At 73.6% G+C, this 12,604-nt stretch carries 14 protein-coding genes and 8 tRNA genes; 11 read left to right on the top strand and 11 right to left on the bottom strand.

Annotated elements, in window-relative coordinates; all coding sequences use genetic code 11:
• The first annotated feature begins 106 nt into the window (after nucleotides 1-106).
• Nucleotides 107-1,093 carry a phosphotransferase family protein gene (locus tag ACZ51I_RS25600; RefSeq protein WP_468880534.1) on the top strand — a complete coding sequence of 329 codons (987 nt, stop codon included), beginning with the start codon at nucleotides 107-109 and terminating at the stop codon, nucleotides 1,091-1,093.
• A 67-nt stretch (nucleotides 1,094-1,160) separates the two neighbouring features.
• The gene (locus ACZ51I_RS25595) at nucleotides 1,161-1,454 is read left to right on the top strand and encodes a TFIIB-type zinc ribbon-containing protein (RefSeq protein ID WP_468880014.1); all 294 of its coding nucleotides are present in this window, start codon (nucleotides 1,161-1,163) and stop codon (nucleotides 1,452-1,454) included.
• Nucleotides 1,455-1,508: 54 nt separating this feature from the next.
• Here ACZ51I_RS25595 and ACZ51I_RS25590 read toward each other — a convergent pair.
• The 6 genes from ACZ51I_RS25590 to ACZ51I_RS25565 form a co-directional block, all read right to left on the bottom strand.
• A tRNA-Val gene (locus ACZ51I_RS25590) sits at nucleotides 1,509-1,583 on the bottom strand.
• A gap of 28 nt (nucleotides 1,584-1,611) precedes the next feature.
• Nucleotides 1,612-1,683 (bottom strand) — tRNA-Val (locus ACZ51I_RS25585).
• Between the two features lie 27 nt (nucleotides 1,684-1,710).
• A tRNA-Val gene (locus ACZ51I_RS25580) sits at nucleotides 1,711-1,785 on the bottom strand.
• 34 nt (nucleotides 1,786-1,819) lie between these two features.
• Nucleotides 1,820-1,891, bottom strand: a tRNA-Val gene (locus ACZ51I_RS25575).
• 1 nt (nucleotide 1,892) lies between these two features.
• A tRNA-Cys gene (locus tag ACZ51I_RS25570) sits at nucleotides 1,893-1,966 on the bottom strand.
• A gap of 39 nt (nucleotides 1,967-2,005) precedes the next feature.
• A tRNA-Gly gene (locus tag ACZ51I_RS25565) sits at nucleotides 2,006-2,078 on the bottom strand.
• Between the two features lie 304 nt (nucleotides 2,079-2,382).
• Between ACZ51I_RS25565 and ACZ51I_RS25560 the strand changes: the two genes are divergently transcribed.
• The 3 genes from ACZ51I_RS25560 to ACZ51I_RS25550 all read left to right on the top strand — a co-directional run bounded on the left by ACZ51I_RS25560 (nucleotide 2,383) and on the right by ACZ51I_RS25550 (nucleotide 5,179).
• A complete protein-coding gene (locus ACZ51I_RS25560) occupies nucleotides 2,383-3,450 on the top strand; it encodes a chorismate-binding protein (protein ID WP_468880011.1) in 1,068 nt (355 codons plus the stop codon).
• Nucleotides 3,447-4,277 carry an aminotransferase class IV gene (locus ACZ51I_RS25555; RefSeq protein ID WP_468880008.1) on the top strand — a complete coding sequence of 277 codons (831 nt, stop codon included), beginning with the start codon at nucleotides 3,447-3,449 and terminating at the stop codon, nucleotides 4,275-4,277. The genes ACZ51I_RS25560 and ACZ51I_RS25555 overlap by 4 nt, the downstream gene beginning before the upstream one ends.
• A gap of 62 nt (nucleotides 4,278-4,339) precedes the next feature.
• Nucleotides 4,340-5,179 carry a GNAT family N-acetyltransferase gene (locus ACZ51I_RS25550; protein WP_468880005.1) on the top strand — a complete coding sequence of 280 codons (840 nt, stop codon included), beginning with the start codon at nucleotides 4,340-4,342 and terminating at the stop codon, nucleotides 5,177-5,179.
• Between the two features lie 118 nt (nucleotides 5,180-5,297).
• Here the strand turns inward: ACZ51I_RS25550 and ACZ51I_RS25545 are convergent, their stop codons facing one another.
• The gene (locus ACZ51I_RS25545) at nucleotides 5,298-5,813 is read right to left on the bottom strand and encodes a DsbA family protein (RefSeq protein WP_468880002.1); all 516 of its coding nucleotides are present in this window, start codon (nucleotides 5,811-5,813) and stop codon (nucleotides 5,298-5,300) included.
• Nucleotides 5,814-5,962: 149 nt separating this feature from the next.
• Here ACZ51I_RS25545 and ACZ51I_RS25540 point away from each other — a divergent pair, with 149 nt between their 5' ends.
• Nucleotides 5,963-6,376, top strand: coding sequence for a hypothetical protein (locus tag ACZ51I_RS25540; RefSeq protein ID WP_468879999.1), 414 nt, complete (start codon nucleotides 5,963-5,965; stop codon nucleotides 6,374-6,376).
• Between the two features lie 121 nt (nucleotides 6,377-6,497).
• Nucleotides 6,498-6,662: a hypothetical protein gene (locus tag ACZ51I_RS25535; RefSeq protein ID WP_468879997.1), complete on the top strand. Its 165-nt coding sequence runs from the start codon at nucleotides 6,498-6,500 to the stop codon at nucleotides 6,660-6,662.
• A 21-nt stretch (nucleotides 6,663-6,683) separates the two neighbouring features.
• On the opposite strand, the gene ACZ51I_RS25530 is transcribed toward ACZ51I_RS25535, so the two are convergent.
• Together ACZ51I_RS25530 and ACZ51I_RS25525 are read right to left on the bottom strand one after the other, a co-directional pair.
• Nucleotides 6,684-7,241 carry a CGNR zinc finger domain-containing protein gene (locus ACZ51I_RS25530; RefSeq protein ID WP_468879994.1) on the bottom strand — a complete coding sequence of 186 codons (558 nt, stop codon included), beginning with the start codon at nucleotides 7,239-7,241 and terminating at the stop codon, nucleotides 6,684-6,686.
• A 190-nt stretch (nucleotides 7,242-7,431) separates the two neighbouring features.
• Nucleotides 7,432-7,845: an SsgA family sporulation/cell division regulator gene (locus ACZ51I_RS25525; RefSeq protein ID WP_015032345.1), complete on the bottom strand. Its 414-nt coding sequence runs from the start codon at nucleotides 7,843-7,845 to the stop codon at nucleotides 7,432-7,434.
• Between the two features lie 190 nt (nucleotides 7,846-8,035).
• Here ACZ51I_RS25525 and ACZ51I_RS25520 point away from each other — a divergent pair, with 190 nt between their 5' ends.
• Together ACZ51I_RS25520 and ACZ51I_RS25515 are read left to right on the top strand one after the other, a co-directional pair.
• Entirely contained in the window at nucleotides 8,036-8,458 is a 423-nt protein-coding gene (locus ACZ51I_RS25520; protein ID WP_468879991.1) for a TIGR02611 family protein, read from the top strand.
• A gap of 54 nt (nucleotides 8,459-8,512) precedes the next feature.
• Nucleotides 8,513-8,587: transfer RNA gene (locus tag ACZ51I_RS25515), tRNA-Val, on the top strand.
• Nucleotides 8,588-8,637: 50 nt separating this feature from the next.
• Here the strand turns inward: ACZ51I_RS25515 and ACZ51I_RS25510 are convergent.
• Nucleotides 8,638-11,172, bottom strand: a complete 2,535-nt coding sequence (locus ACZ51I_RS25510) for an SCO7613 C-terminal domain-containing membrane protein (RefSeq protein WP_468879989.1) — start codon at nucleotides 11,170-11,172, stop codon at nucleotides 8,638-8,640.
• A gap of 83 nt (nucleotides 11,173-11,255) precedes the next feature.
• On the opposite strand from ACZ51I_RS25510, the gene ACZ51I_RS25505 reads away from it, so the two are divergent.
• Complete coding sequence (locus tag ACZ51I_RS25505; protein ID WP_468879986.1) at nucleotides 11,256-11,702, top strand: SRPBCC family protein; 447 nt, start codon at nucleotides 11,256-11,258, stop codon at nucleotides 11,700-11,702.
• Nucleotides 11,703-11,741: 39 nt separating this feature from the next.
• Nucleotides 11,742-11,813 (top strand) — tRNA-Val (locus ACZ51I_RS25500).
• Between the two features lie 54 nt (nucleotides 11,814-11,867).
• On the opposite strand, the gene ACZ51I_RS25495 is transcribed toward ACZ51I_RS25500, so the two are convergent.
• Nucleotides 11,868-12,596 (bottom strand): exonuclease domain-containing protein, encoded by a 729-nt coding sequence (locus tag ACZ51I_RS25495; RefSeq protein ID WP_468879983.1) that lies wholly within the window; start codon nucleotides 12,594-12,596, stop codon nucleotides 11,868-11,870.
• Between the last annotated feature and the right edge of the window lie 8 nt (nucleotides 12,597-12,604).

Below are 12,604 nucleotides of genomic sequence, written 5' to 3'. Positions count from 1 at the left end.
CTGGGGAGCTGACCGGCCCTCGCGCGTTCCCCGGCAGGACCGCACCCGGCGGCGGCCGGGGCGATCACCCACCCCGTACGCTCCCGGGGTGGACTCAGCACCCCCGATACCCCTCGCCTCGCCCTCCCCGCCCGGCGGCCGGGGCCCCCTCCACCGCCTCGCCGCCCTCGCCCGCACCGCCGCCCATCCCACCGGCGCGCCCTGCCGTTGCGCGGGCGCCCTCGTCGGGGTGTTGGCCGACCGGGACGACGGGACCGTCGTGCGGCACGGGACGCTCGTCGCCAAGGCGCACGAGCCCGGCACCGACCCGGAGGCCCATCGCGTACGGCTAGCCCTGGCCGCACACGAGGACGTCGCCGGCGTCTTCCTGCCGCCCCTGCCGCTGCCGCGGTCCGGCCCCGACACGCTCGACGGCCGCCCGGTCACCGTCTGGCCGTACGGCCCGCCCGTCGACCCGGAGCACCCCGAGGCGGCACCGTGGGAGGAGGCGGCGCGCCTCCTCGCCCTGTTGCACCGCACGCAGCCCCCGCCCGGCTGCGCCGACCGCCTCCCGGACATGCGGGCCCCCGCGAAGGTCGCGCTCGCGGTGGACCGGATGCGCCGTACGGCTCCGGACCACCCGGCGACCGTCACCGTCCTGGCTGCCTGGCGGACGGTCCCCGATGACCCGGCGACGGCTCACCGGCTCCTCTGCCACGGCGACTTCCACCTCGGCCAGCTGGTCCGGGCCACTCGCCACGAGGCCGCGACCGGTCCCCGGTCCGGCATCGACGCGCCCTGGCGGCTCATCGACATCGACGACCTGGGCCTCGGCGACCCCGCCTGGGATCTGGCCCGGCCCGCGGCCTGGTTCGCGGCCGGTCTCCTGCCGCCCGAGGTCTGGTCACGGTTCCTCGGCGCGTACCGGGCGGCGGGCGGCCCCGCCGTGGACGCCGACCCGTGGACGCGGCTCGACGTGCCCGCCCGGGCGCTGACGGTACAGACCGCCGCTCTGGCCCTCGCGAAGGCCACGGCGGGGCAGCGACCGCTCGACGAGGTCGAGGAAGTGATGATCGACACCTGTGCCCGCATCGCCGGACATCGAACCGGGTAGGCCCTTTCGGCGTCCACGTAAGGTGAAGCCACTATTCGAACGGCAATGTCAGGGAGTTGAGCCGAGCATGCAGTGTCCCAAGTGCCATGCGGCCATGCACACGTACAACCGCAACGGCGTCCAGATCGAGCAGTGCAGCGGTTGCCGGGGCATTTTCCTGGACTACGGAGAGCTGGAGGCCCTGACCCGCCTGGAGTCCCAGTGGGTCCAGCAGGCCCCGCCCGCCCCGCCGGCCTACCCAGCGCAGGGTGCCCCCGCGGCGCCCGCCTGGGGCGCCCCGCACCAGGGCGGCCACCACGGTGGTCACCACGGCGGCCACTACCGCAAGGGCGGCTTCGGGCGGATGCTCTTCTCCTCCTGACGGGGGCACGAAGAAGCCCCCGGCCGCGAGCTGCGGCCGGGGGCTTCTTACGTCTGGTGCGCGATACTGGGATTGAACCAGTGACCTCTTCCGTGTCAGGGAAGCGCTCTCCCGCTGAGCTAATCGCGCGGGTACACCCGGGGGTGCTTGTACTGTGTGCGCGATACTGGGATTGAACCAGTGACCTCTTCCGTGTCAGGGAAGCGCTCTCCCGCTGAGCTAATCGCGCGGGCGCACCCGAGGGGTGCGTGAACTGTGGTGCGCGATACTGGGATTGAACCAGTGACCTCTTCCGTGTCAGGGAAGCGCTCTCCCGCTGAGCTAATCGCGCGGGGGATCCGAAGATCCAGGACCCGAAGATCCAGTGGACGATACTGGGATTGAACCAGTGACCTCTTCCGTGTCAGGGAAGCGCTCTCCCGCTGAGCTAATCGTCCTTGGAGGTGGAGACGGGATTTGAACCCGTGTAGACGGCTTTGCAGGCCGTTGCCTCGCCTCTCGGCCACTCCACCAGGAGTGAATACGGGGGTCCGGGAAGATCCCCCACATCGAGCGGACGACGAGATTCGAACTCGCGACCCTCACCTTGGCAAGGTGATGCTCTACCAACTGAGCCACGTCCGCTTGTCGTTTCCGTTCCGCTTGCGCGTCCCGGCGACGAGTTGAACTCTAGCGGATTCCCGGGCCAGTACAAAAACGCGTTTCCGCAGCGTGCTGACCTGCACGCCCTTCACCGCGCCCGGCCGGACCTGCCGGAGGGTTCGCGCGGTGTTCACTCGCCGTGTCCCCGAGGTGGCGGGGAGCCCCCGCCGCGAGCGCCCCCGGCGCACCACCGTGCGCGCCCCTCGGTTCCGCTCCCGCCGCACGGGCCCATCAGGCCCCGCCGCACGACAGCGTGCCCCGCCCCGCCGGACCCTAGACTCGATGCGTGCACGACCTTGCTCCCCTGGCCCGCTTCGGCGGCCTCGTCGCGACCGACCTCCGGGACGTCACCCATGATCCCGAGGCCCTGGACTCCGCCGGCTTCTGGGCCGTCTGCGCGGACTTCGAAGGGCGCCTGACCTGCGCGCGCTTCGGGGACGTCCGGCCCGACCCGGTCCCGGCGCCGGTCCCCGGCGCCTGGCGCGGCCCCGCCGCCGATGACTGGACGTCCTCGCTCGACCGCGGTGCGTACACGGAGGGCGTACGGCGCGTGCGCGAGCACATCGCGCGCGGCGAGGTCTACCAGGCGAACCTCTGCCGGGTGCTGACCGCCCCCCTGCCGGACCCGGCCGGGGCCGACGTCGACGCCCTCACCGCACTCCTGGCCCGGGGCAACCCCGCTCCCTACGCCGGAACGATCCGCCTGCCCGCCCACGGCGTGGAGATCGCCACCGCGTCCCCCGAGCTGTACCTGCGCAGGGAGGGGGCCCTGATCTCCTCCGGCCCGATCAAGGGGACCGGCCGCACCGCCGCCGACCTCCTCCCCAAGGACCACGCCGAGAACGTGATGATCGTCGACCTGGTCCGCAACGACCTGGGCCGGGTCAGCGAGACCGGCACCGTCGCCGTCCCCGAACTCTGCGCCGTCGAGGAGCACCCCGGCCTCGTCCACCTCGTGTCCACGGTCACCGGACTGCTCCGCGAGGACGCCGGCTGGCCCGAGCTGCTCGCCGCGACCTTCCCGCCCGGCTCCGTCACCGGCGCGCCCAAGTCCAGCGCGCTGCGCATCATCGAGGCCCTGGAGACGGCGCCCCGCGGCCCGTACTGCGGAGGCATCGGCTGGGTCGACGCCGACGCGGGCACCGCCGAGCTGGCCGTCGGCATACGCACCTTCTGGATCGACCGCCCCGAGGGCGTGCTCCGCTTCGGCACGGGCGCCGGGATCACCTGGGGCTCCGACCCCGAGCGCGAGTGGGAGGAGACCGAGCTGAAGGCGGACCGGCTGGTCGCGATAGCGTCGGGCGCCTACGAGTCAGGCGCCTGTGAGGCGAGCGGAAAGGCCACTTCTCGATGAAACTCTGGGTCAACGGCGGGCTGCACGACGCGGAGACCGCCCAGGTCTCCGTACTGGACCACGGACTGACCGTCGGCGACGGCATCTTCGAGACGGTCAAGGCGGAGCGCGGCGAAACGTTCGCTCTCACCCTGCATTTGGAGCGCCTCACCCGCTCCGCCCGCGGCCTCGGACTGCCCGACCCGGACCTCGACGAGGTCCGCCGCGCCTGCGCCGCCGTCCTGGAGGCCAACCCGATGGAGCTCGGCCGGCTCCGCATCACGTACACGGGCGGTCTGTCCCCGCTCGGCTCGGAGCGCGGCGACGCCGGCCCGAGCCTGGTCGTCGCCCTCGGCGAGACCGGACGCCGCCCCGACTCCACCGCCGTGATCACCGTCCCCTGGACGCGCAACGAGCGCGGCGCCCTCACCGGTCTCAAGACCACCTCGTACGCCGAAAACGTCGTCGCCCTCGCCAGGGCACGCGAGCAGGGGGCATCCGAGGCGCTCTTCGCCAACACCGTGGGGCAGCTCTGCGAGGGCACCGGCTCCAACGTCTTCGTCGTGGTCGACGGCCGGATCCTCACCCCGCCCGTCTCCTCCGGCTGCCTCGCGGGCATCACCCGGGCCCTCGCCGTGGCGTGGACCGGCGCCGAGGAGACCGACCTGCCGCTGGAGGTGCTGGAGAGCGCCGACGAGATCTTCCTGACCTCGACCCTCCGCGACGTCCAGGCCGTGCACCGGGTCGACGGGCGTGAGCTCGCGGTCGCCCCCGGCCCCGTCACCGCCAAGGCGATGCGGGTCTTCGACGAGCGGGCGGCCGCCGATCGGGACCCGCGGTTCGCGTAACCCGGGGCCGGCTCGCGTAAATGCGAATGACGGGCGGCGGCCCGATGGGTACAACACCCATGATGACCACCACTCTGCGGCCGTCCGAGCCGCTTCAGCAGACGCCCGGCGGCGGCCGTGCGCGCAGCTACGACGTATGCGTGAACAGCCGCCGCGTCGGTTCCGTCCACGTCTCGACCGATCCCGCCTTCGGCGCCGCGGCGGGCGTGATCGAGGGGCTCCGGATCGACGAGCCGGACCGGGGACGCGGCCGGGGCACGGTCGCGGCGCTCGCCTCCGAGGAGGTGCTGCGGGGCTGGGGCTGCTCCGAGGTGCAGATATCGGTGCCCGCCGACGCCGAGGCGGCGCTGCGGATGGCCCGCTCGCTCGGCTACACCGAGCGCAGCCGGAACATGGTCAAGGAACTGGCCGCCGAGCCCCCCGAGCTGCCCGGGGGCGTCGAGGTCCGGCCGATGGCCCAGGACGAGTACGCCGTGTGGGAGGCGCGGGCCAAGGAGGGCTTCGCGCAGAGCTGGATCGACCGGGGCGTCCCCGAGGACCAGGCCCGCGCCAAGGCCGAGGACAGCCACCGCAGGTACCTGCCGGAGGGCCTCGCCACCCCCGGCGTCGCGATCCACGTCGTGGTACGGGACGGGCGGCCCGCCGGGCACCTGTGGACCGGCCGGATCGAGCTGGAACCGGGGCGGTGGGCGGCCTTCGTGTACGACATCGAGGTCGGCGCGGAGCAGCGCGGGCGCGGCTACGGCCGGGCGCTCATGCTGCTCGCCGAGCGGGTCGCGCGGCAGGCCGGGGAGGACCTGCTCGGACTGCACGTCTTCGCGGGCAACACCCCGGCGATCCGGCTCTACGAGTCCCTGGGCTACCGCACGACGCTCGTCAACAGCGCGAAGCCCCTGCTCTAGCGGCGGGAGCGGCCAAGGGCGGGCGGGCTCAGGCGGTCGGGTGCTCGGACGGCGAGCGGTCCGGCGCTCCGAAGCGGAGGCGGTGGGGCGGACAGGAGGCGGTGGGGCGGTCAGGCGCTCAGGCGCTCAGGAGGCGGTCCGCGATCTCCTCGATCCGCTCCCGCAGGCCTTCCTGGCTCTTGCCGCCGTCCAGGCGCTCGCCGCCGATGACGTAGGTCGGGGTGCCGGTGACCTTGATCGCCTTGCCCTCGGCCTCGTCGGCGTCCACGGTCAGCAGGTGCCGGCCGTCGATCAGGGCGGTGTCGAACTCCTCGGCGTCCAGGCCGAGTTCGGCGGCCACCTCCAGGAGGACCGGCTCGCCCCGCTCGCCGAGTTCGGCGGTCCTGGCGAGCAGCGCCTCCGTGTACGGCCAGCCCTTGCCCTGCTCGACGGCCTCCTCGGCGGCCTGGGCGGCGGCGTACGCGTGCTTGTGCTTGGCCAGCGGGAAGTGGCGCAGCTGTACGTCGAGCCGGTCGCCGTACTTCTCGCGGAGCGCGCGGACGTCGTCGAGGGCCCGGAAGCAGTCGGGGCACTGGAGGTCGAACCAGGCCTCGAGGACGACGGGGGAGGCGGGTGCGGTGGTGGAGTCGTTCATGGCAGCAGTCTCCCTCATCGGGACCCGGGAAGGAGATCCCCGCCGGGACGACCCGGAGATCTCCCTGAGACAGGGCCAGGGACATGGCCCCGGGTGGCTCGGGCGGTGCAGGATGGAAGGGACGTACCGCCCTGCCCCTGGAGGATCGCATGCTCGCCGAGACCATCTGTTCCGCGGTGTCCGCGGCGGGCCTGGGCATCGCCGCGGTTTCGGCGTACCGGAAGCGGTTCCTGACCGCGGCGCGGATCGCGGCCTACGCCCTGGTGCCGCTGGGCCTGGTGATGACGGGCGCGGTCGAGTGGATCGCGGGCACGGCCTTCAGTCCGGTGGCCTGGGCCGGCTTCGGTGTGCTCGGCCTCGCCTGGCTGCTCTTCCTGTCGACGCGGGCCGTGGAGCGGCGCCGGGCCGGCCGTGAGGTGGCCGGTGGGGGAGCCGGGACGAGAGCCGTGGCGCCGGCCGCGTCGGCGCCCTCACGTGCCGTGCCGGCGAAGCCGCAGGCGGGGCAGCCCGCGGGCGAGGATTTCAGCGACATCGAGGCGATTCTGAAGAAGCACGGAATCTGATCACTTCTGGCGATTCCGGTGTCCGTCTCTGTTCCCTGATCCACGGGAAGGGATGAACTGCCCGCGTGGTGGCGCGTGTTCGGGGTTCGCCGGGTGCGGGGTGCGCCATCATCCCCCCGAGATGCTGGATACCTCGCGGGAGCCCGCACCCGCCGCCCCCGACGCCCCTGCCGAAGAGCCGCGCGGCTGCCTGTTCGCGCTCTCCCAACCCCCACTGATGATCTTCCTCGGGGTGATCGGCTGTCTGCTGCTGATGGCCGCGGTGCACGATCTCTTCGTGCTCTGACCTGCCCGGCCCGGCCCGGGGTCAGCCCGCGGCTTCCTTGCGGCGCGCCCGGTACGCGGCCACGTGCAGTCGGTTGCCGCAGGTGCGGCTGTCGCAGTACCGGCGCGAGCGGTTGCGTGAGAGGTCCACGAAGGCGCGGCCGCAGTCCGGCGCCTCGCAGCGCCGCAGCCGCTCCTGCTCGCCCGCCACGATGATGAACGCGAGGGCCATGCCGCAGTCGGCCGCGAGGTGGTCCGCGACCGAGGCGCCCGGCGCGAAGTAGTGCACGTGCCAGTCGTAGCCGTCGTGGTCGGTGAGCTGAGGGGTGGTGCCCGCGCCCGCCACCAGCTGGTTGATCAGGGGAGCGGCGATCCGGGCCTCGGGGGCGGAGAAGACCGCCGCGAACTTCTCGCGCACCTCGCGCACGGCGCGCAGGTCGGCGGGGCCGAGCTCGCCCACGCCGCTGACCTCGTGGGCGCGCAGGAAGTCGTGGAGCTCCGGGAGGCTCGCGAGCTCGTCGGCGCGCTCGCCCTGGGGGGCGGTGTTCATGAGATCGACGACGGTGTCGAGGGCGATCCTGGTGTCGTGGGGGATCAGCACGATTCGCTCCCTGGCCGGCCGCGGGCGGGTGCCCGCGGAATGGCGCTGACTTTAGCGCCCCGGAAAACGACACCGGCGCCCACCACCGCGCCGGCTGCGCGGTGGTGGGCGCCGGATCTCGTGCCTATGTGACTGACCACGCGGCGCCGTCTCCCCGAGTCGGACGGCGCCGTGCGGCTCTCGGCCTGGCTCAGCTGTCGGCCAGGATGTGGGAGAGCTCCGTGTCGAGATCGAAGTGCCGGTGCTCGGTGCCCGGTGGCACGGCGGCGTCGGTCCTCTTCAGGAACGACTCCAGGGCCCTCGCCGGGGCCTCGAGCAGGGCTTCTCCCTCGGGGGAGCTCAATGCGATGCAGACGACTCCCTGACCGTGACTACGGGATGGCCAGACGCGGACGTCGCCCGTGCCGGTGGGCCGGTGCAGCCCCTCGGCGAGAAGGTCGCGGGCGAAGACCCACTCGACCGTCTCCTCGGCTCCGGTGTGGAAGGTGGCGTGCACGGCATACGGATCGGCCGTGTCATACCGCAGGCCCGCGGGTACAGGCAGTGAGGACTCGCTCGACACAACGAGGCGCAGGTGCAGCTCGCAGCTGACCGTGGTGTTCATAAGCGCCAGGGCCTTTCGCTCAGTGTGCGCTCGGGGATTCGCACGTCGGCGAAATCGACATGCCACCTCCGGTGCCGTTGTAAACCCCTCTGTCGGTTTTGTGAGTGTTCAGGTAGCTCGTATGGGCGCGTGTGACCTGCGGTAATACCGCCATTCCGGTGGGGGCTCCCCGTCCGGTAAGTTGGGAGCCATGAATGCGGAGAGTGACGAGCGCACGGGGGATTCCGCGGACGGCGAGGAAGCCGGACTGGGATCCCGCGCACCGGAGTTCATCAAGGCCCGCCGAGGCCTGCATCTCAGCTGGCAGGTCGGCGTCTTCATCGTGGGACTCGCCGTGGTCGGCGCCGGAGTGGTCATGCTGCCGCTCCCCGGCCCCGGCTGGCTGGTCATCTTCGGCGGCATGGCGATCTGGGCGACCGAGTTCGTCTGGGCCCAGCTCGTCCTCCGCTGGACCAAACGCAAGGTCACGGAGGCCGCCCATCGCGCCCTCGACCCCAAGGTCCGCCGCCGGAACATCATCCTCACCAGCATCGGCCTGGTGATCATCGCGGCGCTGCTCGGCGTCTATCTGTGGAAGTTCGGCTTCGTCATGCCGTGGAAGATCGAGGAGTGACCTTCCGCCGGTTCGGAAGCGCCGCTGACATGCGGTAATGTTTGCGGTGCGCCGGGGCGATTAGCTCAGCGGGAGAGCACTTCGTTCACACCGAAGGGGTCACTGGTTCGATCCCAGTATCGCCCACCACCCGGCCCGAAGGCCCGGAGACGGAACACCGTCTCCGGGCCTTCGGCGTCTCACCGCATCCGCGCCACGCGCTCCCGCAGCCTCCGGGCGTCCCGCAGCCGCTGCTCGTACGTGGCGCCCACCGCGAGCAGCAGCAGCCCCGCCAGGGCAGGCGGCAGCCAGCGCGGCAGCGCGCCCACCGCCTGCACCACGTACGGCGCCAGTTCGTGCAGCCCGTCCAGGGCGAGCACCGCGCCGCCGAGCACCAGGAGCGCCTGGAGCCGGAAGCGGGCGCCGAGCAGCGTCACCGCGAGCGTCGCGACCCCCAGGGCCAGCGGGCGGGCCCACCCCGGTTCCGTCCAGGCCGCGATCAGACTCGGCAGCAGCGTCACCGCGAGACCGGGGCCGTACGCCGTCCAGGACGAGGCATCCGTGTCCCGGCGCCGCCGCAGGAACCCGACGACCAGGGCGGGGACCGTCACCGGCAGCGTGTACGCCTCCGGGGTCGTGACGTCCCAGACCGCGAGCCGCACCCACGTCGCGAGCAGGAACAGTGCCGCCGCCGTCCACGAGGCGAACCGCCGACGCTCCGGCCGCAGCGCCGTCGCCGCCGCGATCACGCCGCCGAGTGCCAGCGCGAGCGCGAGGAACGCGGGCCGGGACGCGGCGATCCCCAGGGCGAGCAGCCCCACGGCCGCCCCCGTGATCTCGACCGCCAGGGCCACCGGGCGCGGCGCCCTGGACCCGAGGGCCGCGGTCCCCGCCGGGACGAGCAGCAGCGCGAGCGCCGTCCAGTGGTCCGCGAACCCGCCGGCGGCCGCCACGGCGAACACGAGCCCCGTCGCCGCGAGCACCGCCCCGCAGGCGGAGACCACCCGGCGCGCGTCCGCACCGAGCGCCGCGACCCCCGCGAAGAGCGCCAGGACCACGCCGAGCGCGGCGAAGGTGGCGCCCCGCACGTCCAGGGCCAGAGCGAGCGCGCTCACGGCGGACGCGAGACCACCGACGTACGCCGTCCACCCGAGGACACTGCCGGGCTCGGGATTCTGCGCCCGGGACGGGGAGGGCGCCCACGCGTGCCAGGAGACGCCGGGCCCGGAGAGCGGCGGGAGGGCCGGTCCACCGGTCTCCGCGGTGGTCGTTCCCGGCGTGTCGGGGTGACCGGTCGGCCGCTCCGTCGGAACGGTGACCGGGGGCAGGCCGCGCGTCAGGGGGGCCGGACGGACCGCGAGCCACAGGGCGGCCGCCGCCGTGAGCAGCTGGAGGGCGAGCGTCGCCGCGTACGGCAGGCCGAAGGAGACCGGCAGGGCCGTCAGCAGCGCCCAGCCCAGCGCGAGGGCACCGCTCCGGGCCCACAGCCGGGGTAGTGCCGCGAGACCGGCGACGGCCACCGCCAGGACCAGGACCGCCGTCGCCGGGTAGGAGGTCAGGGCGCGCGTGGCGTGCTCTCCCGACCAGACGTCCGTCGTCCGGACCAGCGGCCCGAGGAGCCCCGCCACGACCGGCGGCAGCGCCCACACGACTCCGAGCGCCGCCACACCCGCGCCCGCCCCGGCAAGACCGAGCCGGATCCCGTACGGCACCCGCACCGGGGCGCCGCGCAGCCGCTCACCGCTCGGCGCCGGTGTGACGCCCAGACGCCAGACCGTGGCCAGGAGGAGGCCGGACAGGGTGTAGGCCGGGACCGTCCAGTCGGTGGGGAGGGTCGTGCGCAGGAGGCCGCCGGCTGCCGCCACGACGGACAGGCCCGCGATCGCCGAGGCGGCCGTCGCGAAGGCGGGGGCGCGCCAGGCCGCGTACAGGGCCACCGCCGCGCCCGCGAGGAGGAGCGGTGCGGCGCTCCCCGGCGTGACGAGGGAGAGCCGCCCACCCGTCAGCAGTGCCCAGCCGCCGAGTGCGGCCGCGGCCGTGCCCGCCGTGATCCGGACCGCCGCCGGCCGGGTCCACAGCACGACCGCCGCGTCCGCCGTCGCGGTGAGGAGCGCCGCCCAGGCGAAGGCCGTCGAGCCGCCGCCCGCCGCGAGGACTCCCAGCGGCAGCGGAAGCTGCGCCGCGACCACGGCCACCGGCAGCGGGATCCGCAGCCGGGACAGCAGCGAGCCGTACGCCGTCCACGCGCCGGCGAGGACCGCCGACGCCACCGCCGCGTACCCCAGGCCGTCCGCCCCGGGCAGCGCCACCCGGTGCAGCGCGTACGCGTCGAGCACCATGAGGACCAGAGCGAGCGCCGCCACCGACTCGGCCGTCGACACCAGGCCCTTGCGCAGCAGCGCCACCGGTGCCGCGAGCGCCGTGCCGGTCACCACGGCGAGGACCGTCGCGCGGCCGCCGATCCCCATCGAGCCCCAGCTCACCAGGGTGAACGCGACCGCCGCGATCGTCAGCAGGGTGCCGCCGAGCATCAGCAGCACGTTCTGCGCGCTCCGGGGCGTCGAGTCCGCGACCGGTGGCCGTGGCCGGAGCGGCCCCGTCGTCGCGGCCGGCGGGTACAGCGCCCGGACCAGCCAGGCGCGGCGGGCCAGCAACTGGGATCGGCGCGCGTCGAGTTGCGCCAGCTCGCGGTCGACGAGCGCCAGCTCGTCCGCGGGCGGCAGGGAGTTGTCCATACCCGGAGTGTGGCCGCGGCCACCGCCGGCGGGAATGCGTCCCGGTACTCAGATTCCCGCCTGAGTACGTCCACACTGGGGGCATGGACTGGTGCCGGTACCGCTTCCGCTGCGTCTGGCGGCTCCCCGCCCCGCCCGACGCCGTCTACACCGTCCTCGAACGAGCCGAGGACTACCCCCGCTGGTGGCCCCAGGTCCGCGAGGTCGTCCCCCTCGACGAGACCACCGGCACCGCCCGCTTCCGTTCCCTCCTCCCGTACGACCTCGTCGTCACCGCCCGGGCCCTGCGCGGCGACCCGGCCGCCCGCGTCCTGGAGATCGGCCTCGGCGGGGACCTGGAGGGATGGGCCCGCTGGACCCTCAGCCCCGAAGGGACCGGAACCCACGTCCTGTACGAGCAGGAGGTCGAGGTCCGCGCCCGGCTGCTGCGGGCCCTGGCCGTCCCGGGACGGCCGGTCTTCCGCGCCAACCACGCCCTGATGATGCGTGCCGGACGGCGTGGACTCGCGGCCCACCTGCGCGCGGTTTGAACCAGAGGTGTGAGGGCCTGTATGGTTCAACCCGTTCCCGGGCGATTAGCTCAGCGGGAGAGCACTTCGTTCACACCGAAGGGGTCACTGGTTCGATCCCAGTATCGCCCACCGGGAGAGGCCGGTCCGTCGAAAGACGGACCGGCCTCTGTCATGCCGCGCCCGTCACGCCGCCGTCCGCAGCTCCGGCCGCAGCGGCCACGCCGGGTCCACCGTCTCCGGCGTCCCCTGCCGGGTGAACCACGCCTGGAGCCCCCGCGCCTGCGCCGCGTGCCACACCGCCTGGAGCGTGTGGAGCTCCGCCGGCGTCAGCCGCTCGAGGCGGGACGAGAAGCGCCGCGCCACCGCCCGTACGACCTCCAACGCCGCCGCCGCGTCCGCCGCCGCGTCGTGCGCGCCCGCCAGCTCCACCTCGTAGTGCGCGCACAGGTCCGTCAGCGTCCTGCGGCCCTTCCGGTAGCGGTCCAGGTGCTTGTCGAGGACCCGGGGGTCGAGCACGCACAGGGGGCTGCCCGCCGTGTAGTCGCCCAGCGTCGAGGCCCGGTGCCGGCGCAGCTCGCGGTCGAGGATCGTCAGATCGAACGGGGCGTTCATCACCACCAGCGGCCGCCCCGCCGCCGACTGCTCGGCCAGCGCGCGCGCCAGCTCCTCCATCACCGGCGCCGGCCACCGCCCGTACCGCTGGAGGTGATCGTCCGTCAAACCGTGGACGGCCGTGGCCCCTTCCGGCACGGGTATGCCGGGATTGACCAGCCAGCGCGTCACCCGCGGCCGCGCCCCTGCCGTGTCCTGCACGACGAGGGCGGCCGAGACGATCCGGTCCTCCTCGACGTCAACTCCCGTGGTCTCCGTGTCGAAAGCGGCCAGGGGCCCTTCGTACCAGTGCATCGACATCCGCGAAC

It is taken from the genome of Streptomyces sp. NPDC034084, assembly GCF_055575535.1.
Note: the sequence above shows the minus strand (reverse complement) of the source record. Positions and strands in the feature narration are given on the sequence as shown.

Excerpts from the sequence above, each read along its gene's own strand:
- ACZ51I_RS25525 (WP_015032345.1), bottom strand. The coding sequence starts at position 7,845 with ATGAACACCACGGTCAGCTGCGAGCTGCACCTGCGCCTCGTTGTGTCG.
- ACZ51I_RS25595 (WP_468880014.1), top strand. The coding sequence starts at position 1,161 with ATGCAGTGTCCCAAGTGCCATGCGGCCATGCACACGTACAACCGCAAC.
- ACZ51I_RS25545 (WP_468880002.1), bottom strand. The coding sequence starts at position 5,813 with ATGAACGACTCCACCACCGCACCCGCCTCCCCCGTCGTCCTCGAGGCC.
- ACZ51I_RS25535 (WP_468879997.1), top strand. The coding sequence starts at position 6,498 with ATGCTGGATACCTCGCGGGAGCCCGCACCCGCCGCCCCCGACGCCCCT.
- ACZ51I_RS25520 (WP_468879991.1), top strand. The coding sequence starts at position 8,036 with ATGAATGCGGAGAGTGACGAGCGCACGGGGGATTCCGCGGACGGCGAG.
- ACZ51I_RS25495 (WP_468879983.1), bottom strand. The coding sequence starts at position 12,596 with ATGTCGATGCACTGGTACGAAGGGCCCCTGGCCGCTTTCGACACGGAG.
- ACZ51I_RS25505 (WP_468879986.1), top strand. The coding sequence starts at position 11,256 with ATGGACTGGTGCCGGTACCGCTTCCGCTGCGTCTGGCGGCTCCCCGCC.
- ACZ51I_RS25550 (WP_468880005.1), top strand. The coding sequence starts at position 4,340 with ATGACCACCACTCTGCGGCCGTCCGAGCCGCTTCAGCAGACGCCCGGC.
- ACZ51I_RS25540 (WP_468879999.1), top strand. The coding sequence starts at position 5,963 with ATGCTCGCCGAGACCATCTGTTCCGCGGTGTCCGCGGCGGGCCTGGGC.
- ACZ51I_RS25510 (WP_468879989.1), bottom strand. The coding sequence starts at position 11,172 with ATGGACAACTCCCTGCCGCCCGCGGACGAGCTGGCGCTCGTCGACCGC.
- ACZ51I_RS25555 (WP_468880008.1), top strand. The coding sequence starts at position 3,447 with ATGAAACTCTGGGTCAACGGCGGGCTGCACGACGCGGAGACCGCCCAG.